The sequence below is a fragment of the Burkholderia sp. PR2 genome, from assembly GCF_052372875.1.
Classification (GTDB): Bacteria; Pseudomonadota; Gammaproteobacteria; order Burkholderiales; family Burkholderiaceae; genus Burkholderia; species Burkholderia diffusa.
This window is the reverse complement of the sequence record NZ_JBQRWH010000004.1, coordinates 3218079-3239262: the sequence shown is the minus strand read 5'-3', so window position 1 is coordinate 3239262 and position 21184 is coordinate 3218079. Positions and strand designations below refer to the sequence as shown.

General features: G+C 67.1%; 19 protein-coding genes and 1 pseudogene. 11 read left to right on the top strand and 9 right to left on the bottom strand.

The annotated features are described in order from the left end of the window. Window positions 1-76 precede the first annotated feature (76 nt). On the top strand, window positions 77-811 hold the full coding sequence (locus ACT2FV_RS32185) for a PepSY-associated TM helix domain-containing protein (protein ID WP_124626979.1): 735 nt from the start codon (window positions 77-79) through the stop codon (window positions 809-811). A 79-nt stretch (window positions 812-890) separates the two neighbouring features. Here ACT2FV_RS32185 and ACT2FV_RS32180 read toward each other — a convergent pair whose 3' ends face one another. The 9 genes and pseudogenes from ACT2FV_RS32180 to ACT2FV_RS32140 form a co-directional block, all read right to left on the bottom strand. Then, the gene (locus ACT2FV_RS32180; RefSeq protein WP_059607548.1) at window positions 891-1916 is read right to left on the bottom strand and encodes an XdhC family protein; all 1026 of its coding nucleotides are present in this window, start codon (window positions 1914-1916) and stop codon (window positions 891-893) included. Between the two features lie 319 nt (window positions 1917-2235). Beyond that, window positions 2236-3642: an amino acid permease gene (locus ACT2FV_RS32175; protein WP_059607413.1), complete on the bottom strand. Its 1407-nt coding sequence runs from the start codon at window positions 3640-3642 to the stop codon at window positions 2236-2238. A 197-nt stretch (window positions 3643-3839) separates the two neighbouring features. After that, window positions 3840-4496, bottom strand: coding sequence for a response regulator transcription factor RqpR (gene rqpR, locus ACT2FV_RS32170; RefSeq protein WP_059607410.1), 657 nt, complete (start codon window positions 4494-4496; stop codon window positions 3840-3842). A 7-nt stretch (window positions 4497-4503) separates the two neighbouring features. Beyond that, window positions 4504-5313 (bottom strand): quorum system sensor histidine kinase RqpS, encoded by an 810-nt coding sequence (gene rqpS / locus ACT2FV_RS32165; protein WP_444505405.1) that lies wholly within the window; start codon window positions 5311-5313, stop codon window positions 4504-4506. A 415-nt stretch (window positions 5314-5728) separates the two neighbouring features. Then, a complete protein-coding gene (locus tag ACT2FV_RS32160; protein ID WP_059535031.1) occupies window positions 5729-6499 on the bottom strand; it encodes a ferredoxin--NADP reductase in 771 nt (256 codons plus the stop codon). 226 nt (window positions 6500-6725) lie between these two features. After that, window positions 6726-6841, bottom strand: a pseudogene (locus tag ACT2FV_RS32155) (LysE family translocator); the annotation flags it as partial. Between the two features lie 71 nt (window positions 6842-6912). Beyond that, window positions 6913-7728: an endonuclease/exonuclease/phosphatase family protein gene (locus ACT2FV_RS32150; protein ID WP_059607406.1), complete on the bottom strand. Its 816-nt coding sequence runs from the start codon at window positions 7726-7728 to the stop codon at window positions 6913-6915. Between the two features lie 5 nt (window positions 7729-7733). Next, window positions 7734-8222, bottom strand: a complete 489-nt coding sequence (locus ACT2FV_RS32145; RefSeq protein ID WP_174909410.1) for a hypothetical protein — start codon at window positions 8220-8222, stop codon at window positions 7734-7736. Window positions 8223-8368: 146 nt separating this feature from the next. Then, window positions 8369-9088 (bottom strand): nitroreductase, encoded by a 720-nt coding sequence (locus ACT2FV_RS32140; RefSeq protein ID WP_124902938.1) that lies wholly within the window; start codon window positions 9086-9088, stop codon window positions 8369-8371. A 227-nt stretch (window positions 9089-9315) separates the two neighbouring features. Between ACT2FV_RS32140 and ACT2FV_RS32135 the strand changes: the two genes are divergently transcribed. The 10 genes from ACT2FV_RS32135 to ACT2FV_RS32090 all read left to right on the top strand — a co-directional run bounded on the left by ACT2FV_RS32135 (window position 9316) and on the right by ACT2FV_RS32090 (window position 20647). Beyond that, on the top strand, window positions 9316-10296 hold the full coding sequence (locus tag ACT2FV_RS32135; RefSeq protein ID WP_059607402.1) for an AAA family ATPase: 981 nt from the start codon (window positions 9316-9318) through the stop codon (window positions 10294-10296). A gap of 123 nt (window positions 10297-10419) precedes the next feature. Then, a complete protein-coding gene (locus tag ACT2FV_RS32130; RefSeq protein WP_124626969.1) occupies window positions 10420-11529 on the top strand; it encodes an NAD(P)/FAD-dependent oxidoreductase in 1110 nt (369 codons plus the stop codon). Between the two features lie 172 nt (window positions 11530-11701). Beyond that, entirely contained in the window at window positions 11702-12013 is a 312-nt protein-coding gene (locus ACT2FV_RS32125) for a high-potential iron-sulfur protein (protein ID WP_059508331.1), read from the top strand. A 187-nt stretch (window positions 12014-12200) separates the two neighbouring features. After that, window positions 12201-13508 (top strand): MFS transporter, encoded by a 1308-nt coding sequence (locus ACT2FV_RS32120; protein ID WP_444505404.1) that lies wholly within the window; start codon window positions 12201-12203, stop codon window positions 13506-13508. 312 nt (window positions 13509-13820) lie between these two features. Continuing rightward, entirely contained in the window at window positions 13821-15449 is a 1629-nt protein-coding gene (locus ACT2FV_RS32115) for an ABC transporter substrate-binding protein (RefSeq protein ID WP_059607397.1), read from the top strand. A gap of 116 nt (window positions 15450-15565) precedes the next feature. After that, window positions 15566-16576, top strand: a complete 1011-nt coding sequence (locus ACT2FV_RS32110; protein WP_059607395.1) for an ABC transporter permease subunit — start codon at window positions 15566-15568, stop codon at window positions 16574-16576. A 4-nt stretch (window positions 16577-16580) separates the two neighbouring features. After that, complete coding sequence (locus tag ACT2FV_RS32105; RefSeq protein WP_059607393.1) at window positions 16581-17498, top strand: ABC transporter permease subunit; 918 nt, start codon at window positions 16581-16583, stop codon at window positions 17496-17498. A gap of 2 nt (window positions 17499-17500) precedes the next feature. Beyond that, window positions 17501-18499, top strand: a complete 999-nt coding sequence (locus ACT2FV_RS32100) for an ABC transporter ATP-binding protein (protein ID WP_059607392.1) — start codon at window positions 17501-17503, stop codon at window positions 18497-18499. Continuing rightward, window positions 18496-19509, top strand: coding sequence for a peptide ABC transporter ATP-binding protein (locus ACT2FV_RS32095; protein ID WP_124626963.1), 1014 nt, complete (start codon window positions 18496-18498; stop codon window positions 19507-19509). The genes ACT2FV_RS32100 and ACT2FV_RS32095 overlap by 4 nt, the downstream gene beginning before the upstream one ends. Continuing rightward, complete coding sequence (locus tag ACT2FV_RS32090) at window positions 19502-20647, top strand: TraB/GumN family protein (RefSeq protein ID WP_151049582.1); 1146 nt, start codon at window positions 19502-19504, stop codon at window positions 20645-20647. Before ACT2FV_RS32095 ends, ACT2FV_RS32090 begins: the two co-directional genes overlap by 8 nt. Window positions 20648-21184: the final 537 nt, after the last annotated feature.

Below are 21184 nucleotides of genomic sequence, written 5' to 3'. Positions count from 1 at the left end.
TCTCATTTTCATGTTATCCGGGCGGCGCGCGTTTTTCGTGCGCTGCCCGTTGCTTTGAACGAATGGATACTCTCGCGTGAACGCGCCCGAAACGATCGCCCCGCCGCAGGCGGGCAGGCCCCCAGCGGGCGTCACCGTGCTGCATCCGGCCGCACGGCCCCTGAGCGACGCCGAACTGGCGACGCGCCGCCAGCGCTCGCGCCGCGCGACCTTCATCAAATGGCTGCGCAAGGTGCATGGCTGGGTCGGGCTCTGGGGCGCGGTGCTCGGGCTGCTGTTCGGCGTGACGGGCGTGCTGCTCAACCACCGTGCGCCGCCGCTGAAGATCCCGACCGGCGAACCGCAGGTCGAGCAGATGCAGATCGCGTTGCCGGATCCGGCGCCGAAGTCGCCGGCCGCGATGACGAAGTGGCTGCAGCACGAACTGCACTTCGACGGCCGGCCGGGCCGCGTGCGCAAGGAGCCTGCGCAGCCGGTCGCCTGGGGCGACAAGCGCGTGATGCAGCCGGAGCACTGGCAGATGGGCCTGTTCGGTCCGCACCAGAGCCTGCAGGCCGAATATTGGGTCGGCAATGGCTACGTATCGGTGAAGCGCACCGGCAATACGTTCCTGACCACGCTGAACAACCTGCATCGCGGCGTCGGCATGAATCTCGGCTGGGTGTTGCTGATGGACACGATCGCCGGTTCGCTGATCCTGTTGTCGCTGACGGGCGTGCTGCTGTGGACGGAGCTGAACAAGCGCCGCACGGTCGGCGTCGTGCTGGTGGCAGGCTCCGTCGCCGCGGCGCTCGCCGCGGGTCTCGCCTGACTTGACCATCGACGTGCGCCGGTTGTCCGCCGGCGCATGACGGCCTCCGGCACGGCCATGCGCCACGGGGCAACCAGCTTCAGAGGCCGCAGGTCGCGCCGCTGTTCGCCGCGATCTCGCGGGCGGCCTTCGCGCCCTCGACCTGCAGGATCGTCGGCAGCGACACGTTGTTCTTCGCGGCCGTGATCTCGGCGAGGATCGAGATCGCGATTTCCGGCGGCGTGCGGCTGCCGATGTAGATGCCGGCCGGCCCGTGCAGCCGCGCCAGTTCCGCCTCGCTCAGGTCGAATTCGAGCAGCCGCTCGCGCCGGGCGGCGTTGTTGCGCCGCGAGCCGAGCGCGCCCACATAGAACGCGGGCGTCTTCAGTGCCTCCATCAGCGCGAGATCGTCGAGCTTCGGGTCGTGCGTGAGCGCGATCACGGCCGAACGCGCGTCGAGTTTCATGTCGAGCACAGTGTCGTCGGGCATCGTGTGTACGACGCGCGTACCCGTCACGTCCCACGCATCCGTGTACTCCTCGCGCGGATCGCAGACCGTCACCTGATAATCGAGCCCGACCGCGATCTGGCACAGATAGCGCGACAACTGCCCCGCTCCGATCACGAGCATCCGGTAGCGCGGCCCGTGTATCGTCACGAGCCGGTCGCCGTCGAACGCGAGCCCGTCGGTCGCCTGCGCGGGCGACAGCGACGCGCGGCCGGTCGCGAGCGTCATCGTGCGCGTGACGAGGCGGCCGGCCTCGACTTCCGCGCACAGCGCGGCGATCCCGCTGTCGGGCGTGAGCGGCTCCAGCACGAGCTGGATCGTGCCGCCGCAGGGCAGCCCGAAGCGGTGTGCTTCCTCGGCCGTCACGCCGTACTTGACGGCTTCCGGGCGTGCATCGGCCGCGATCCCGCTCGCATGCACGCGGGCGATCAGGTCGTCCTCGATGCAGCCGCCTGACACGGAGCCGACCACGAGGCCGTCCTCGCGCACCGCGAGCATCGCGCCCTCGGGGCGGGGTGACGAGCCCCACGTCTTCACGACCGTCACGAGCAGCACGCGGCGCCCTTCGTCGAGCCAGCGCGCGCTGGATTTCAGTACATCGAGATCGACGCTTTCCATCATTCCGTTCCTGTTGCCGGACGGCCCGCCGGGCCGGGCCGTCGTTCGATGGCCGGATTATGAACCGCCCGGCGCGCGCGTGCTGGCAGCGTGCAAATCGTGCGGGCAAATCCGGACGATCGGGCAAGAAATCGCGACGATCGGGCAGCGATCGGGTGCGGGCGGGGCGCGGCGGCGCGTGTGGTGCGTGTGGTGCGCCACGCTCAAGGGGCGCCGATGGCCGGGCGGGTTCGGGCGGGGAGGGGGTGCCCACGGGGCCGGTGACGGCCCGGCGTGGCGTCGTGCCGCTGCGCGCGGCGTGCGCGCGCAGCGACGGCGGTCAATGCGCGTCGTGCTGACCGTGCGCGAGCTTCGAGTGGTGCCGCGAATACAGGAAGTAGATCACGAGGCCGATGACGAGCCAGATGCCGAACGCGGCCCACGTGACGGGTTGCAGGTTTAGCATCAGGAACAGGCACGCGCCGACCGCGAGGATCGGCACCACCGGCACGCCCGGGCAGCGGAATGCGCGCGGCAGTTCCGGGTGCGTGCGGCGCAGCACCAGCACCGCGATCGACACCATCGAGAACGCGGCGAGCGTGCCGATGTTGATCAGCTCGGCGAGCACGTTGAGCGGCACGAGCGCGGCGATCAGCCCGAAGAACAGGCCGACGAGCCAGGTCGTCAGGAACGGCGTCGCGTAGCGCGGATGCACGCGCGACAGCGCCGCCGGCAGCAGCCCGTCGCGCGACATCGCGAAGATGATGCGCGTCTGGCCGTAGCTCATCACGAGGATCACGGTCAGCATGCCGAGCACCGCGCCGAGATCGATGAAGCCCGCGACCCACTTCTCGCCGGCGATCTGCAGCGCATACGAGATCGGGTGCGACACGTTCGCGTACTGCGCCGACGGCACGATGCCGGTCGCGACTGCCGCGACCGTCACGTACAGCACCGCGCACACCGCGAGCGACGCGATGATGCCGATCGGCAGGTCGCGTTTCGGATTCTTCACTTCCTCGGCCGCCGACGACACCGCGTCGAAGCCGATGAACGCGAAGAACATCACGGCCGCCGCGCCGAACACGCCGTTCCAGCCGTGCGGCATGAACGGCTTCCAGTTCGCTGGCGTGACGTGGAAGACGCCGACCGCGATCACGAGCAGCACGACCGACACCTTGATGAACACCATGATGTTGTTGATGCGGGTCGACTCACGGATGCCGATCGACAGCAGCGTCGTGATCACCAGCATCACGAGGAACGCCGGCAGGTTGAACCACGTGACGACGCCCGGAATCGCGCCGGGCGCGGCCGTCAGCACGGTCGGCAGCGTGAGCCCGAAGCCCTGCAGCAGCGACTGCAGGTAGCCCGACCAGCCGACCGACACGGCCGACGCCGCGAGGCCGTATTCGAGCATCAAGTCCCAGCCGATGATCCAGGCGACGAGCTCGCCGAGCGTCGCGTACGAGTACGTGTAGATCGAGCCCGCGACCGGAATCGTCGACGCGAATTCGGCGTACGACAGCGCCGCGAGGCCGCACGCGATCGCGGCGATCACGAACGACAGCATCAGCGCGGGGCCGGCCTGCACGGCGCCCGTGCCGGTCAGCACGAAGATGCCGGTGCCGATGATCGCGCCGATGCCGAGGAAGGTGAGGTCGATTGCGCCGAGCGCTTTCTTGAGCCCGGCGCCGTGTGCGCCGGCGATCATGCGATCGACGTTTTTCTTGCGGAAGAGGGACATTGCGGATGAGTCTCCAGCGCGCGCGAGCGCGGCGGCGCCGAGTGAGTGAAAACCCGTAATTTTAGCCGATTTGGCGTGGAAGACCCGCTGCGGCGCAGCGGCGCGCTCGGGAATCGTCCGATAAAACAAGCGCTTGTGTGCGTCGTTCGGCGCACCGGGCCCGGCGCGGAGCCGGCCGGCGCGGTGAGGACGATGAATCAGGCGCCCGACGCGGGCGCCATGTCGACGAGCCGGTTGCTCATCACGTAGAACGTCAGTTCCGCGTTGTTCGACAGCCGCATCTTCTCGAGCAGCCGCGACCGGTACACGCTGACCGTCTTCACCGACAGCGACAGCGTGTTCGCGATGTCGGTGAGGCGCTTGCCCGACGCCAGCATGCAGAGCGTCTGGTATTCGCGGTCGGACAGCTTCTCGTGCGGCAGCGGTTCGTTCTCGAACGACACGTATTCGGCAAGCGCCTCGGCCATCGCCGGGCTCACGTACTTGCGGCCGGCCGCGACCTGCTGGATCGCGCCGATCATCTGCGCGGCATTCACCGTCTTCGACAGGTAGCCGGCCGCGCCGGCCTTCAGCGCGCGCACCGCGTACTGGTCCTCGCGATACATCGAGAACATCAGCACCGGCGCGCCCGGCAGCTTGCGCTTGATGCGCTTGAGCACCTCGATGCCGTTCGTGTCAGGCAAGGAGATGTCGAGCAGGATCACGTCGAAGGCCTGGCGGTCGACGGCGGCCACCGCATCGCTGCCGGTCTCGGCTTCGGTCACGTTACGCGCGATGCCGCGGTCGATCAGCAGATGGCGGATCCCTTGCCGGACGATCGCGTGATCGTCCACGAGCAGGATGTTCAGGCTCATGAGGGCCTCACGAAAGCGATGCGCGGCGCGCGGCCGCCGGCTCCGCGAACAGCGAGTCCCACGCGAAGCGCGCGGTGACGCGCGTGCCGCGGCCCGCTTCCGGCGCGCTCGCGTCGAAGCTGCCGCCGAACGCCTCGCAGCGTGCGCGCATTCCGGCGAGACCGTAGCCGGTGCGCCGGCTACGTGCAAGACCGGTCCCATCGTCGGTGACGATCAGGGACATATGTGATTCGTCGGTGTCGATCTGCACGTCGACGGATGTCGCGCGCGCATGCTTCGCGACGTTCGACAGCGCTTCCTGCGCGACGCGGAAGATGGCGAGCGCGCCGGCGCCGCCGAGCTGCGTGAGTCGCGCGTCGGCCGCGCAGACGAAGCTCGTGCGCAGGCCGGTGCGGGCCGTGTGGCTGTCGACCCACGTCGACAGGGCGCCGACGACACCGCCGTCGAGTGCCGGCGTGTCGCGCTCGTCGATCAGCTGGCGGTTGGCGTCGGTGGCGGAGTCGAGCGCCTGCTGCGCCAGCTCGAGCGCGCGCAGGCAGCCGTCCGGCGCATCGGCCGGCAGCCACGTTTGAACGTTTGCCAGCGCGAAACGCGCGGCGGTGAGTTCGGCGCCGAGTCCGTCATGCAGCTCGCCGGCGAGATGGCGGCGCGCCGCCTCGTCGGCAATCATCAGCTGGAGGGACAGCGCCGCGATCCGGGCGGCGGACGTGTCGTGTTCGGGCAGGGCTTCGGCCACGGGCGCGGCTGCGTCGCAGTCGAGCGGCTGCGACGGGAACGGGGCGTGAGCGCCCGTGGGCGCATTGAGCGACGTAACCATGACTCTCCCTGCTATCAGAAAGCGGTTCGGACACCGGCTGGCTGCCTGGATCGGCTGCCGTTTCGATGACGGCAGCCGCCAGAGAATCGCCCCGTACCGAGGTAACAAAAGTTACATCTTGTAACGTTTGAGTCCGACCCTCCAATGGTCGCCGAATCGGCGACCGCGCGGGGCGAATAATATCTCAAAAATTTGGAAAACGTCATGCCAGGCGGACATTTAAGGGTAAATGTGAATAATCCGAGTGAAGCTGTTGTAGGAAAAACACTGACACGGAAGCACCTGGATGGTGCGTATCAAAATGTAACGATTTGCCATGGAATGATCGCGGTTTGTTACGAATTCGCCAAGTAGGGGCGAAAAAAAACCGGAGCTATTGCTCCGGTTCTTGATGCTGCACAAATTCGGGGATCGATCAGTCCACGAATGCGCGTTCGATCACGTAGTGACCCGGCGCGCTGTTCTTGCCTTCGACCAGGCCGGCCTGCTTCAGCAGGTCCGTCGTGTCCTTCAGCATCGCGGTGCTGCCGCACAGCATCACGCGGTCGTTTTCCGGCGAGAACGCCGGCACGCCGAGGTCCGTGAACAGCTTGCCCGTCGCGATCAGGTCGGTGATCCGGCCCTCGTTGTCGAACGCCTCGCGCGTGACCGTCGGGTAGTAGACGAGCTTTTCCTTGATGATGTCGCCGAGGTACTCGTGGCCCGGCAGGTCGTGCTTGATGTAGTCCATGTACGCCAGCTCGCCCTTCAGGCGGCAGGTGTGCGTCAGGATGACCTTGTCGAAGCGTTCGTAGATGTCCGGGTCGCGGATGATCGACATGAATGGGGCGAGGCCCGTGCCGGTCGACAGCATCCACAGCGTCTTGCCGGGCAGCAGGTTGTCGGCGACGAGCGTGCCGGTCGGCTTCTTGCCGATCAGCACCGAGTCGCCCACCTTCAGGTGCTGCAGGCGCGACGTCAGCGGGCCGTTCTGGACCTTGATGCTGAAGAATTCGAGGTGCTCTTCGTAGTTCGGGCTGACGATCGAGTAGGCACGCGCGAGCGGCTTGCCGTCGACCTCGAGGCCGACCATCGTGAATTCGCCGTTGTTGAAGCGCAGGCTCGGCTCACGGGTGCAGGTGAAGCTGAAAAGCGTGTCGGTCCAGTGATGGACGGATTGGACGGTGGCGGTGTCGTATTTGCTCATGGCTTTGAAAACGGACGCGCGTAGCGGACGCGTGTAACGGGCCCAAAAACGGGCAAAAAACCGAGTGCGTCGGCCCGATCGCGGATCGGCCGGCCGGCGCGTCGGACACGCGCCTTCTCGATGACAGACAATTGAGGAACTGGGTATTTTACCCTGCTTGGGGCAGATGCGGGCTTGACCCGCGCGGCTGCGCGGATTTGGCGCAACGAAATCTTGCAACTGGCTTTCAGCAATCAGCCGCGAGCTTCGCGCCCAGGCCGACGAGCGCGGCGCCGCACAGCGCGTCGAGTGGACGCCGCGCTGCGCACGCGGGCTCGCGAACAGGAACGCGACGCACGAATACTCATGGCGGGCGCGGCGGCGGGCCGGCAAATCGCTACTCTGGCGCGCAGCCCTGCTGCCGCGCTACCGCGTCACTGCGGATCGAGGCGCAGCCGCGCGATATACGGCAGGTGGTCCGACAGCCACGCGGTTTCGCCGGACGGCGCCTGCCACTCGAGCGGCGTCAGCCCGCGCACGAACATCTTGTCGAGCGCGAGCGCCGGGGAGAACGCGGGGAACGTGCGGCCCGACTGGCCGAGCAGCGTCGCGACCTCGGACAGCCCGATCTCGCCGAACAGCGCGACCGAATCGTTGCGCCAGTCGTTGAAGTCGCCGGCGAGCACGAGCGGGTCGTCGCCCGCGTTGCGCACGATCCAGTGCGCGATCCAGTGCATCTGGCGCAGCCGCGCCGCGCGCGTGAGCGCGAGGTGCGCGCACAGCAGCGTGACGGGCCGTGCGCCCGCGAGCGTCGCGCGCGCAACCAGCAGCCCGCGCCGCTCGAAGCGGTGCGCGGAGATGTCCCAGCGGCCGCCGAGGTCGAGCGGATGCGGCGACAGGATCGCGTTGCCGTGCCGCCACGACGGCTTGAACACGTTCGGTCCGAGCGCGATCTGCCAGTCGAGCGCCTGCGCGATCTCGGTGGCCTGGCAGTGCCACACGTCGTCGACCGTGTCGTCCATCGGTGCGCCGAAGCCGGGGGCGAGCATCGGGCGCGGCATGCGGCGCGCCATCGCCTCCTGCAGGAAATACACGTCGGCGTGCGTCGACTGCATCCAGTTGCGCATCGCGTTCCATGCGGTGAAGCCGAGCGGCGAGCGGCCCTTGTGCAGGTTCCAGCTGACCGCGGTGATTTCGTCGGGCGCGGCGTGCGGCTCGGCGAACGGCAAGGACAGGGCGTCGGCGGACATGGCGCTCAGTCCTTCGTGACGTGCGCGCGCACGCGGTAGACGAGATGCGGGCGCTGCTCGACGAGCGTCCAGTCGGTCCATGCGTCGCCGCCGACCGACAGGCCCGGATGGCTCGCGACGATCTGCCGCGGCGACGCGGGCAGGCACGGATCGCTGCGCGTCGCGTTTTCGTCGTCGAGGGTTTCCTGCACGTCGAGCGCGAGCGACACCGTGTGTGCGGCGTCGTCGACGGTGAGCGGCGCGACCGTCACCGAGCGCGAGCGCTCGGTCGGCACGACGCGCGCGGCATTGCCGCAGCCGACGGGCACGGCGGACGGATAGCGATGGGTGTCGGTACGGGTTTGACCCACGGTGGTGCGTTGCTGGAACGTGTCGATCGTCTGACCGTCACGTACCACCTGGATCTCCCACGCGACGACGGCCGGTGCGGGGCTCTGCGCATGGGCCGCGAGCGCGGCGCTCGCGAGCAGGACGGCCAGGCCGTGTTTCAGCATGAAACTTCTCCGGAAACGCGGGGTAGCGGGGAACGGACGCACATCTTACGCCCGATGGATCGGGACGGTGGTGTGACAGGACGTATCGCCGCAGGTTCGCAGCACGATCCGGTCCTGATCGAAAGGTAGGTCCGCGTCATGCGTTTTCAAGCGAAAAAGCGCGCGAACTCGGCGACGCTCGCGCGCTCGGTGACGAGACGGTTCTCGATCGCGTCCGGGTCCGCATGGCCGAGCGACATCCCGCAGACGAGCTGCTCATTGGGCGGCATCCCGAGATGCTCGGCGATGATCCGGTGGAACGGCACGAACGCGGCCTGCGGGCAGGTATCGAGGCCGCGTGCGCGCGCGGCTGTCATCACGCCCTGCAGGAACATTCCGCAGTCGAGCCATGCGCCGTGCGTCATCACGCGGTCGAGCGTGAAGAACAGCGCGACGGGCGCATCGAAGAAGCGGAAGTTGCGCGCATGCTGCGCGTGCATGCGGGCTTTTTCGTCGCGACCGATGTTCAACAGACCATACAGGTCCCAGCCGACCTTGCGGCGCCGGTCGATATACGGCGACACCCATTCGCGCGGATAGTAGTCGTACTCGGCGACGTATTTCTCGTCGCGCGCCGGATCGTCGTACGCGGCGCTCAGGGCCGCGGCGAGTGCGTCGCGGGTCGCGCCGGTCGCGACGTACACGCGCCACGGCTGGATGTTGGTGCCCGACGGCGCGCGGCTCGCGGCTTCGAGGATCGCCTCGAGCGTGTCGCGCGGCACGGGCGTCGGCAGGAACGCGCGAATCGCGCGGCGCGACTTGAGTGCGGAGTCGACGGCGTCGATCGCATCGGTGTCGGCGCGCGGGACGGCAGCAGGGATGGACATCGGCATACCTTCGAAACGAAGCGCACGGCGCCGCGCGGGCGCCGTGGCATGGCCGGCGCGGCGGCCGGTGAATCATTGATCATACGCCGCACCGCGCGGCGCTGCAGTGTGCGCGTGGTGTTAGCAGCAGACCGGGGCGGCTGCTTGCTTGCACGCCGGTGCGGGATCGCTACACTGAAATCGTAAGGGTCTGATGATCGTGTGACGGTAGCGGTAGCGAGGTTGGTATGACGACGGCGATGGTGAAACAGGAACTGGCGGTAGCGTCCTTGAGCACGGTGTACGACCTCGAGCAGGTCGAGACCGCGTTGAACGACTTGAACGAGAGCGCGAGCGACGCACTGCGCGCCACCTACGAGCGGATGCTGAAGACCGGCAATCTGCGCTTTTGCGTGAAGCCGAACCGGATGCCGTCATTCGACGAACTCGGCGGCGCGCTGCCCAATTTCACCGAGCCGCTCGACGACGTGCGCAAGCAGGTCGCGCTGTGCCTCGAGACAGACGACCGGCTCGAACTGATGCCGATCCTGCTGCTCGGGCCGCCCGGCATCGGCAAGACGCATTTCGCGAAGGCGCTCGCGCAACTGCTCGGCACCGCGTATCACTACGTGCCGATGAGTTCGCTGACGGCCGGCTGGATCCTGTCGGGCGCGTCGTCGCAATGGAAGAACGCGAAGCCCGGCAAGGTGTTCGAGGCGCTCGTCAACGGCAGCTATGCGAACCCGGTGATCGCGGTCGACGAGATCGACAAGGCCGGCAGCGACGCGCAATACGATCCGCTCGGCGCGCTGTACGCGTTGCTCGAGCACGACACCGCGCGCGCGTTCGTCGACGAATTCGCCGAAGTGCCGATCAATGCCGGCAACGTGATCTGGGTCGCGACCGCGAACGATGCGCAGGCGATTCCGGAGCCGCTGCTGAACCGGATGAACGTGTACGAGATCGCGCCGCCGGACGCGGCCGGCGCGCGCCGTATCGCGCAGACGATCTACGACGAGATCCGCACGTCGCACGCGTGGGGGCGGCGCTTCCCCGACACGCTCGACGACGACGCGCTCGACGTGCTGGCCGCGACGCCGCCGCGCACGATGCGCCGTGCGCTGCTGCATGCGTTCGGCGCCGCGCGGCTCGGCGGCCGCGACGTGATCGCGCCGTCCGACATCCGCGCCGACGAGGGCGCGACGAAGCGCCGGCCGATCGGATTCTGAGCCGGCCTGCACGCGCCTCGCCGCGTGGCGCGTGCAGGCCGATACGGAGACGTTCGGCAAGCGGGCGGACCGGGACGTACAATTCCCTTCTCTCCCCTCGATGCGCAAGCGGCGCGAAACGCCATGGAGCAGACGGACTGTGTGGTGATCGGCGCGGGTGTCGTCGGCCTTGCGATTGCGCGGGAACTGGCCGCGCGCGGGCGCGAAACCATCGTGCTCGAGGCGGCCGACGCGATCGGCACGGGCACGAGCTCGCGCAACAGCGAGGTGATTCATGCGGGGCTCTATTACCCGCGCGGTTCGCTGAAGGCGCTGTCGTGCGTGCACGGGCGCGACCTGTTGTACGAGTTCTGCGAGACACGCCACGTGCCGCACCGGCGCGTGGGCAAGCTGCTCGTCGCGACGAGCGCCGCGCAGGTGAAGCAGTTGAAGGCGATCGCCGCGCGCGCGGCGGAAAACGGCGTGCTCGACCTGATGCCGCTCACGCGTGCCGAGGCGCAGACGCTCGAGCCCGCGCTCGAATGCGCGGAGGCGCTGTTCTCGCCGAGCACCGGTATCGTGGACAGCCACCAGCTGATGCTGGCGCTGCTCGGCGACGCCGAGCGCGACGGCGCGATGTGCGCGGTGAAATCCCCGGTCGAATCGATCGACGTGCTGCGCGGCGGCCGCTTCGTGGTGCGTACCGGCGGCGACGCGCCGACCGAAATCGAGGCCGCGTGCGTGATCAACAGCGCGGGCCTCGGCGCGCAGGCGCTCGCGCGCCGCACGCGCGGGCTCGACCCGCGCTGGGTGCCGCCGCTCTATCTCGCGCGCGGCAACTACTTCAGCCTGTCCGGGCGCGCGCCGTTCTCGCACCTCGTCTATCCGATGCCCGACCGCGCCGGGCTCGGCGTGCATCTTACGCTCGACCTGGCCGGGCAGGCCCGTTTCGGCCCGGACGTCGAGTGGGTCGATGCGTTGCGCTACGAAGTCGATCCGGCGCGCGCGCCGGCGTTCTACGCGTCGATCCGCACATATTGGCCAGGGCTACCCGACGATGCGCTGCAGCCGGCCTATGCGGGGATCCGGCCGAAGCTCGCGGGGCCCGGCGAGCCGCCGGCCGACTTCATCGTGCAGGGCGCGGCGCAGCACGGCGTGCGCGGGCTCGTGAACCTGTTCGGCATCGAGTCGCCGGGGCTGACCGCGTCGCTCGCGCTCGCGCAGCGCGTCGGCGACATGACGTCGCATGGGTGACGCACGCGGCCCGCATTCGTGCGGACCAGCCGTGTGAATTCCGTGTGAGCTCCCGTGTGAAATCCCTTATCTCCGGCATTTCGGCGCGCACATTCATTCGCTTGAGCGTTATTCTGTCGAACGGCTGTCGCCAGAACAGCTTTCAAACCGATAACGTTGGAGCGAGTCCCCCATGAAAACATCCCGTCGGAGTTTCCTGATTACGAGCATTGGTGCCGTGTCCGCGCTGGCGCTTTCGCGTGAAGCGCTGGCCGATGCGCCGATGCTGTCGGAAACCGATCCGGCCGCGGTGGCACTCGGCTACAAGGCCGATGCCACGAAGGTCGACAAGGCGAAGTATCCGAAATACGCGGCGGGCCAGGATTGCGCGGCCTGCATGCTGTACCAGGGCAAGAAGGGTTCGGCTTCGGGCCCGTGCGGCGCCTTCCCCGGCAAGCAGGTGTCGGCGAAGGGCTGGTGCAGCGCATTCACGAAGATGGGTTGAGGCCCGTGCGGCATCGTGCGATGCCGCAATGTGGCGAAAACCGCAAAACGCCCGCCGTCGAAAGATGGCGGGCGTTTTTATTGCTTGAAAACGGTTCCGTCGCTTTCTACACTCGCTGCAAACCAGCGCGCCGCGGCAGACTGCTCCGCGTCGCCCGACACGGCGAATTCACGAGGATGAGGCACGCATGGCGACGATTGCGAATTCAACGAAAACGATCCGGCCCGAGCGTGCGCTGAACCGGCGCGCGGTCGTGGCGGCCGTGATCGGCAACGCGCTCGAGTGGTACGACTTCACGGTGTTCGGCTTCATGACGGTCGTGATCGCCGAGCTGTTCTTCCCGACGACCAGCGAATACTCGTCGCTGCTGCTGACCACCGCGACGTTCGGCGTGGCGTTCTTCATGCGCCCGATCGGCGGCATCGTGTTCGGCCTGTACGCCGACCGCGCGGGCCGCAAGGCCGCGCTGTCGCTCGTGATCCTGCTGATGACGGCCGGCATCTTCCTGCTCGCGATCGCACCGCCCTATGCGGCGATCGGCATCGGCGGCCCGCTCCTGATCGTGCTTGGCCGCCTGCTGCAGGGTTTCTCGGCGGGCGGCGAATTCGGCAGCGCGACCGCGCTCTTGATCGAAGCCGCGCCGTTCTCGAAGCGCGGTTTCTACGGCAGCTGGCAGATGGCGAGCCAGGCGGCCGCGCTGCTGATCGGCGCGCTCGTCGGCGCGGCCGTCACGCGCGGGCTGTCGCCCGATGCGCTGCGCAGCTGGGGCTGGCGCGTGCCATTCATCCTCGGGCTCGTGATCGGCCCGATCGGCTTCTACATCCGCCGCCATCTCGCGGATTCCGAAGCGTTCCTGCATGCGCAGCAAAGCGCACGCCGCGCGACGCTCGGCGAAGTGTTCACGCGCCACCCGCGCGAGGTGCTGTGCGGGCTCGGCTCGGTGATCGCGCTGACGGTGACGATCTACGTGCTGATCAGCTATCTGCCGACCTTCGCGGTGAAGCAGCTGAAGCTGCCGTACGCGGAATCGTTCTATGCGGTGATCGTCGGCAACCTGCTGTTGATGGTGCTGTCGCCGGTCGCGGGCGCGTGGTCCGATCGAATCGGCCGCAAGGGGCTGTCGCTGTGGTCGCTCGTGCTGACGCTCGCGCTGATGTATCCGTTGTTCGCGTGGCTCGACGCGGCGCCGAGCATCGGGCGGCTGATCGCGGTGCAGGCCGTGCTGTCGGTGACGCTCGCCGGCTACTACGGGCCGTTCGGCGCGATGATCGCCGAGCTGTTCCCGGCCAACGTGCGCTCGACGGGGCTGTCGATCGCGTACAACGTCGCGGTGATGCTGTTCGGCGGTTTCGGGCAGTTCATCGTCACGTGGCTGATCAAGGCGACGGGTTCGCCGCTGGCGCCGACCTACTATGTGATGGCCGGGCTCGCGCTGTCGATCGTCTCGGTCGCGTTCGTGCCCGCGCGCAGCGCGGATCTCGACGCGCCGGCCTGACGGCTGCACTGCAGCGCGATCATCGTTTCGAAATCCGCAACGATGCGGGCCTTGGCCCCGAAATCGGCGCGACGCTCGTTCGCGTTTGCACACGAATTGTTTAGTTGTCGAAGGAAACACGCGCGGGATGAACGAATTCGTCGCCCGTGCGCGCGGACGCACTTTTCGCGTGCGCGAGACATCCGCAAAAACCCGCGTGAATGCGTCTAGAAGAGTTTTTTCTCCAGCTTGTTGCAAAATCGCTAGCTCAAGTAATATCCGCGTACCCGGCCCCTGGGGGGACCGGTTCCGATCTGGAGACCTGGAGGAAACATGGAATACAACCGTCTGTTGCACACCCTGCGTGTTACCGCCATTGCAGGCGTGGCAGCGGCATCGCTCGGCGTCGCGGGTTCTGCATTCGCACAGATCCCGAACAAAACGCTCGTCTACTGCTCAGAAGGCAGCCCGGCGGGTTTCGATTCCGCGCAATTCACGACCGGCGTCGATTTCACCGCCGCCACATTCACCGTCTACAACCGCCTCGTCGAATTCGAGCGCGGCGGCACCAAGGTCGAGCCGGGCCTCGCCGAGAAGTGGGACGTATCGTCCGACGGCAAGGTGTATACCTTCCACCTGCGCCATGGCGTGAAGTTCCACACGACCGACTTCTTCAAGCCGACGCGTGAATTCAACGCGGACGACGTCGTGTTCACGTTCGAGCGCATGCTCGATCCGAACCAGGCGTTCCGCAAGGCCTACCCGGTGTCGTTCCCGTACTTCACCGACATGGGCCTCGACAAGCTGATCACGAAGGTCGAGAAGGTCGATCCGTACACCGTAAAGTTCACGCTGGCCGAGCCGAACGCGCCGTTCATCCAGAACATGGCGATGGAATTCGCGTCGATCCTGTCGGCCGAATACGGCGATCAGCTGATGAAGGCAGGCAAGGCCGCCGACATCAACCAGAAGCCGGTCGGCACGGGCCCGTTCATCTTCCGCAGCTACACGAAGGACGCGACGATCCGTTTCGACGGCAATCCTGATTACTGGAAGAAGGGCGCGGTGAAGATCTCGAAGCTGATCTTCTCGATCACGCCCGACCCGGGCGTGCGCGTGCAGAAGATCAAGCGCAACGAATGCCAGGTGATGAGCTATCCGCGTCCGGCCGACATCGCGACGCTGAAGGCCGACTCGGGCATCGACATGCCGTCGCAGCCGGGCTTCAACCTCGGCTACCTGGCGTACAACGTCGAGCACAAGCCGGTCGACAAGCTCGAAGTGCGTCAGGCACTCGACATGGCGATCAACAAGAAGGCGATCCTCGAGTCCGTGTACCAGGGCGCTGGCCAGGCCGCGACCGCACCGATGCCGCCGACCCAATGGTCGTACGACAAGAACCTGAAGATGGCGCCGAACGACACCGCGAAGGCGAAGGCGCTGCTCGCGAAGGCAGGCTATCCGAACGGTTTCGAGATCACGCTGTGGGCGATGCCGGTGCAGCGCGCGTACAACCCGAATGCCCGCCTGATGGCCGAGATGATCCAGGCCGACTGGGCAAAGATCGGCGTGAAGGCGAAGATCGTCACGTACGAGTGGGGCGAGTACATCAAGCGCGCACACACGGGCGAGCAGGACACGATGCTGATCGGCTGGACGGGCGACAACGGCGACCCCGACAACTGGCTCGGCACGCTGCTCGGCTGCGAGGCGATCAAGGGCAACAACTTCTCCCACTGGTGCTACAAGCCGTTCGACGAGTTGGTCCAGAAGGGCCGCACGACGACGGGCCAGGACGCGCGCACGAAGATCTACACGCAGGCCCAGCAGATCTTCGCGCAGCAGCTGCCGTTCTCGCCGATCGCGAACTCGACGGTCTACCAGCCGGTACGCAAGAACGTGGTCGACATGCGCATCGAGCCGCTCGGCTATGCACGCTTCGACGGTGTCGGCGTGAAGTAATACGACCGGCGTAAGCTGTCCCCGAAGACCGAGACCGGTAATTCATCCGGCGGCGGGAGGCCAAAAGCTTCCCGTCGCCGGTCGCACATTTCCCACAAGAAAATACGAGACGCATCATGTTCACATTCGTGTTGCGCCGCGTGGGGATGGTGATCCCGACCTTCATCGGCATCACCATCCTGGCGTTTGCGCTGATTCACCTGATACCGGGCGACCCCATCGAAGTGATGATGGGCGAGCGCGGCGTCGATCCCGCGATGCATGCGGAGGCGATGAAACGCCTCGGGCTCGACCAGCCGTTGCCCATGCAGTACCTCCACTACATCGGCCGGGCGCTGCATGGCGATCTCGGCACGTCGATCATCACCAACACGAGCGTCGCGGGCGAATTCTTCGCACGCTTCCCGGCGACCGTCGAGCTGTCGCTGTGCGCACTCGTGTTCGCGCTCGCGGTCGGGCTGCCGGCCGGCGTGATCGCCGCGCTGCGACGCGGCTCCGTCATCGACCACGGCGTGATGGGCACCGCGCTCACCGGCTACTCGATGCCGATCTTCTGGTGGGGGCTGATCCTCATCATGGTGTTTTCGTCGTATCTCGGCTGGACGCCCGTGTCGGGGCGCATCGCCGTCGAATACGACTTCCCGCACCCGACGGGCTTCATGCTGATCGATGCGCTGCTCGCGCCGGACGAAGGCTCGTTCAGGTCGGCGGTCAGCCACCTGATCCTGCCCGCGATCGTGCTCGGCACGATCCCGCTTGCGGTGATCGCGCGGATGACGCGCTCGTCGATGCTCGAAGTGCTGCGCGAGGACTACATCCGCACCGCACGCGCGAAGGGGCTGTCGCCCGCGCGCGTGGTCGTCGTGCATGCGCTGCGCAATGCGCTGATCCCGGTCGTCACCGTGATCGGCCTGCAGATCGGCACGCTGCTTGCGGGCGCCGTGCTGACCGAGACGCTCTTTTCGTGGCCCGGTGTCGGCAAGTGGCTGATCGATGCGATCGGCCGCCGCGACTATCCGGTCGTCCAGGGCGGCATCCTGCTGATCGCGACGCTCGTGATCGTCGTGAACCTGGTCGTCGACCTGCTGTACGGCGTGCTGAATCCGCGCATCCGCCACACGAGGTAATTCCATGAGCAATCTGCAAAACACCCTGCCGAGCGAATCCGCGCCGGCCGGCGGCCGTGCGCTCGCGCTGCGCGAGTTCTGGGCCAACTTCTCGCGCAACCGCGGCGCCGTCGGCGCCGGCATCGTCGTGCTCGTGCTGATCCTGGTCGCGCTCCTTGCGCCGCTGATCGCCCCGCACAGCCCGGTCGAGCAATACCGCGACTACGTGAAGATCCCGCCCGCATGGCTCGCGGGCGGCAACTGGCAGTTCATCCTCGGCACCGACGAAGCGGGCCGCGACATTCTTTCGCGCCTGATGTTCGGCGCGCGGATGTCGTTCTGGATCGGCTTCGTGTCGGTCGTGCTCGCGCTGATCCCCGGCATCGTGCTCGGGCTGGTCGCCGCGTTCTTCCAGAAGTGGGCCGACACGCCCGTGATGCGCATCATGGACGTGCTGCTCGCGCTGCCGTCGCTGCTGCTCGCGGTCGCGGTCGTCGCGATCATCGGCCCGGGCCTCACCAACACGATGTTCGCGATCGCGATCGTCGCGCTGCCGGCCTATGTGCGCCTCACGCGCGCGTCGGCGCTCGGCGAACTGCAGAAGGAGTACGTGACGGCGTCGCGCGTGGCCGGTGCCGGCACGCTGCGCCTGATGTTCTCGCAGGTGCTGCCGAACTGCACGGCGCCGCTGATCGTGCAGGCGACGCTCGGCTTCTCGTCGGCCATTCTCGACGCGGCCGCGCTCGGCTTCCTCGGCCTCGGCGTGCAACCGCCGACCGCCGAGTGGGGCGCGATGCTGGCCTCCGCGCGCGACTACATCGACAACGCATGGTGGATCGTGACGATGCCGGGCCTGTCGATCCTGATTTCGGTGCTCGCGATCAACCTGCTCGGCGACGGGCTGCGCGACGCGCTCGATCCCAAACTGAAACGGATGGCGTGAACATGAGCCAAGATCTTCTGACCATCCGCAATCTCGCGGTGAACTTCAACGGCCTGCCCGCCGTCGACCGGATCAACCTGTCGATCGCGCCGGGCGAGGTGGTGGGCGTCGTCGGCGAATCGGGCTCGGGCAAGAGCGTGACGATGATGGCGCTGATGGGCCTGATCGACGCGCCGGGCAAGGTGACGGCGGATGAAGTCACGTTCAACGGTGTCGATCTGCTGAAGGCGTCGCCGAAGGCGCGCCGCAAGATCGTCGGCAAGGACATCGCGATGGTGTTCCAGGACGCGCTGTCGAGCCTGAATCCGAGCTACACGGTCGGCTACCAGATCAAGGAAGTGCTGAAGCTGCACGAGGGCCTGCGCGGCGACGCGCTGCATCGGCGCGCGCTCGAACTGCTCGACCAGGTCGGCATTCCCGATGCGAAGAACCGCATCACGGCGTTCCCGCACCAGATGTCGGGCGGGATGAACCAGCGCGTGATGATCGCGATGGCGGTGGCGTGCAACCCGAAGCTGCTGATCGCCGACGAGCCGACCACCGCGCTCGACGTGACGATCCAGGCGCAGATCATGGACCTGCTCGTGAAGCTGCAGAAGGAGCGCGGGATGGCGCTCGTGCTGATCTCGCACGATCTGGCCGTGGTGTCGGAGGTCGCGCAGCGCGTCGCGGTGATGTATGCGGGCGAGGTCATCGAGACCAACCGCGTGCCGGACATCTTCCGTGCGCCGCATCATCCGTACACCGAAGCGCTGCTCGCGGCGATTCCCGAGCACAATCAGGGGGCGCGTCGCCTTGCCGCATTGCCGGGCATGGTGCCGGGCCGCGATGATCGCCCGTCCGGGTGCCTGTTCGCGCCGCGCTGCAAGTACGTCGTCGACGACTGCCGCAAGGCGCGGCCGGCGCTCGACACATTGGTGCCGGCCAACGACGCGATGCGTGCGCGCTGCATCAAGCCACTTAATGTTTCCAACCTCGACCTGACGGGAGGCGCACGATGAATGCAGTCCACGAAACGCGTGCGCCGCACGATGACGACGTCGTGCTGGTCGCCGACCAGCTCGCGAAACACTACACGGTGAAGCGCGGCATGTTCGGCCAGGGCACGGTGAAGGCGCTGAACGGCGTGTCGTTTTCGCTCAAGCGCGGCAAGACGCTCGCCGTCGTCGGCGAATCCGGTTGCGGGAAGTCGACGCTCGCGCGGCAGCTGACAATGATCGAGACGCCGACGTCCGGCCATCTGTCGATCGACGGCAAGGACGTCGCGGGCGCCGACCGCCACCGGGTCGCCGAGCTGCGCCGCCGCGTGCAGATGGTGTTCCAGAACCCGTTCGCATCGCTGAACCCGCGCAAGACCGTCGAGCAGACGCTTTCCGAGCCGCTCGAGATCAACGCGAACCTGACGGCCGCCGAGCGCGCGTCGCGCATCGCGCAGATCATGCGCACGGTCGGCCTGCGGCCCGAGCACGCGAAGCGCTATCCGCACATGTTCTCGGGCGGCCAGCGCCAGCGGGTCGCGATCGCGCGCGCGATGATCCTCGATCCGCGGATCGTCGTCGCCGACGAGCCGGTGTCCGCGCTCGACGTGTCGATCCAGGCGCAGATCCTGAACCTGTTCATGGATCTGCAGGAGCAGTTCAAGACGAGCTACGTGTTCATCTCGCACAACCTGTCGGTGGTCGAGCACGTCGCCGACGACGTGATGGTGATGTACTTCGGCAGCGTCGCCGAGCTCGGCGACAAGGCGACGATCTACGCGCGGCCGCGCCATCCGTACACGCGCGCGCTGATGTCGGCGACGCCGGCGATCTTCGAGGAAGACCGCCGCGTGCAGATCAAGCTGCAGGGCGAGCTGCCGTCGCCGCTCAATCCGCCGTCGGGCTGCGCGTTCCACCAGCGCTGCCCGTACGCGGTCGAGCGCTGCCGCGTCGAGGAGCCGCAACTGCGCGAAGTGGACGGCCGGCGTGTAGCCTGCCATCGGGCCGAGGAGGTAGGGGAGGCGAATGCCTGAAGCGTTGGCGGCGCGCGCGTCCGGCGTGCGCCGTGCGGGGGCAAGCAGCGCGCGCGTGATGCGCGCGTACCGCTACGCGCGGCGCTGGAGCGTGCGTACCGTTACGGGCGCGGCGCTGGCCGGCGCGTGCGTGGCGGCCAGCGTTGCTGTTCCCGTCGAATCCGCGCGCGCCGAAGGGCGCGCGCCGGCCACTTCACCGATCCATCCGTCGCAAGTCCCGCCGCCCGGCATGAGCCTGCCGGGCTTCCACGCGCCCGCCGTGTCGGACGGCACGGTGTCGCGCGGCACCGTGCGCGTGCAGCCCGCGCGCATGCCGTTCTACGTTGCGACCAAGGGCAGGGTCACGCTGTACGTGCTCGGCACGCTGCATACGGGCGACCCGTCCGACTATCCGCCCGCGCAGCCGTTCCGGCCGCGCATCCTCGGGGCGCTCGCGGCGTCGCCGACGCTCGCGCTCGAACTGTCGCCGGACGATCTGCTCGAATCGCAGGACGACGTGTCGAAGTACGGCGTGTGCCGCTACCCGTGCCTGCAGCGCCTGTTGCCCGATCCGCTGTGGCAGCGCCTCGCGGGGCGCCTGCGCGGCAATCCGGCGGCGCTTGCCGAGATCCGCAAGATGCGGCCGTGGCTCGCGGCGCTCGTCGTCGAAACCTACGACTCGCTGTCGGCCGGCCTGCAGACCGAGTACGGCACCGAGGCGCAACTGCAGAACGTGTTCCTGAAGAAGAAGGGCGGCCGCGTGATCGGGCTCGAGACGCTCGCCGAGCAGATGCGTGCGTTCACCGGGCTGACGCTCGCCGAGCAGCGCGAGATGCTCGCGCAGGACATGGTGCAGACGCCGGCGCAGAACGCCGACGACATCAAGGCGCTGCACCGGCTGTGGCAAATTGGCGACGCCGATGCGATCTCGGCGTGGGCGGTCGCGAAGAGCGAGCGGCTGGCCCGTTCGAAGGCGCTGTCGGCGTCGATCGACAACAAGATCCTGTACGAACGCAACCGGCGCTTCGTTGCACGGATGACGGCAATCGCCGCGCCGAACCGGCCGGTATTCGTCGCCATCGGCGCGCTGCATCTGGGCGGCCCGCGCGGGGTGCTCGAATTGTTGCGCCAGCAAGGGTATCAGGTCGACGCGAACTGATCGCGCCGGGCGCCGTGCACCGATCCTCCCCTGCTTGATCGACGACACGCACGCGCTGCGAGGTGCCGGCGGGTGCCCGTGCCGCCGCTCGATTCGATAAGGAAAACCCTTGAATCCTCAGAAAATAGCGTTTAAAACGATTGACATCCGGTTCTGCCGATCTCTATTCTTCATCCCACAAGTTGAAAAAATGAAAAGAATAGAAAAAGTTCTACGGGGTAGCAGAAAACAATGCGCGGGGTTAGCGTAGCCGGCACGTGATGTCGTGCCGGCCGCGTAGTGTCTGCATGCACGGCGGGGCCAAACATCGTCGGTACAACAAATGCATGCGACAGACTTGCGGATAAGCGACGTTCCGTCGTCCGACCGGGGGAAGCAGCAATCGGGTGGCGGCGGACGTTTTTTTATTCCGGAGCATTTTTCCGGTCACCGTCGAAAGACGGTTTCGGGGGGCGAATCAACAGACGGCGAAGGCCGCGGCGATTGCGCCAACAGAAAAGCGCCACGAGGGCGCTTTTTTCTTTGGTGCGGCGGTTT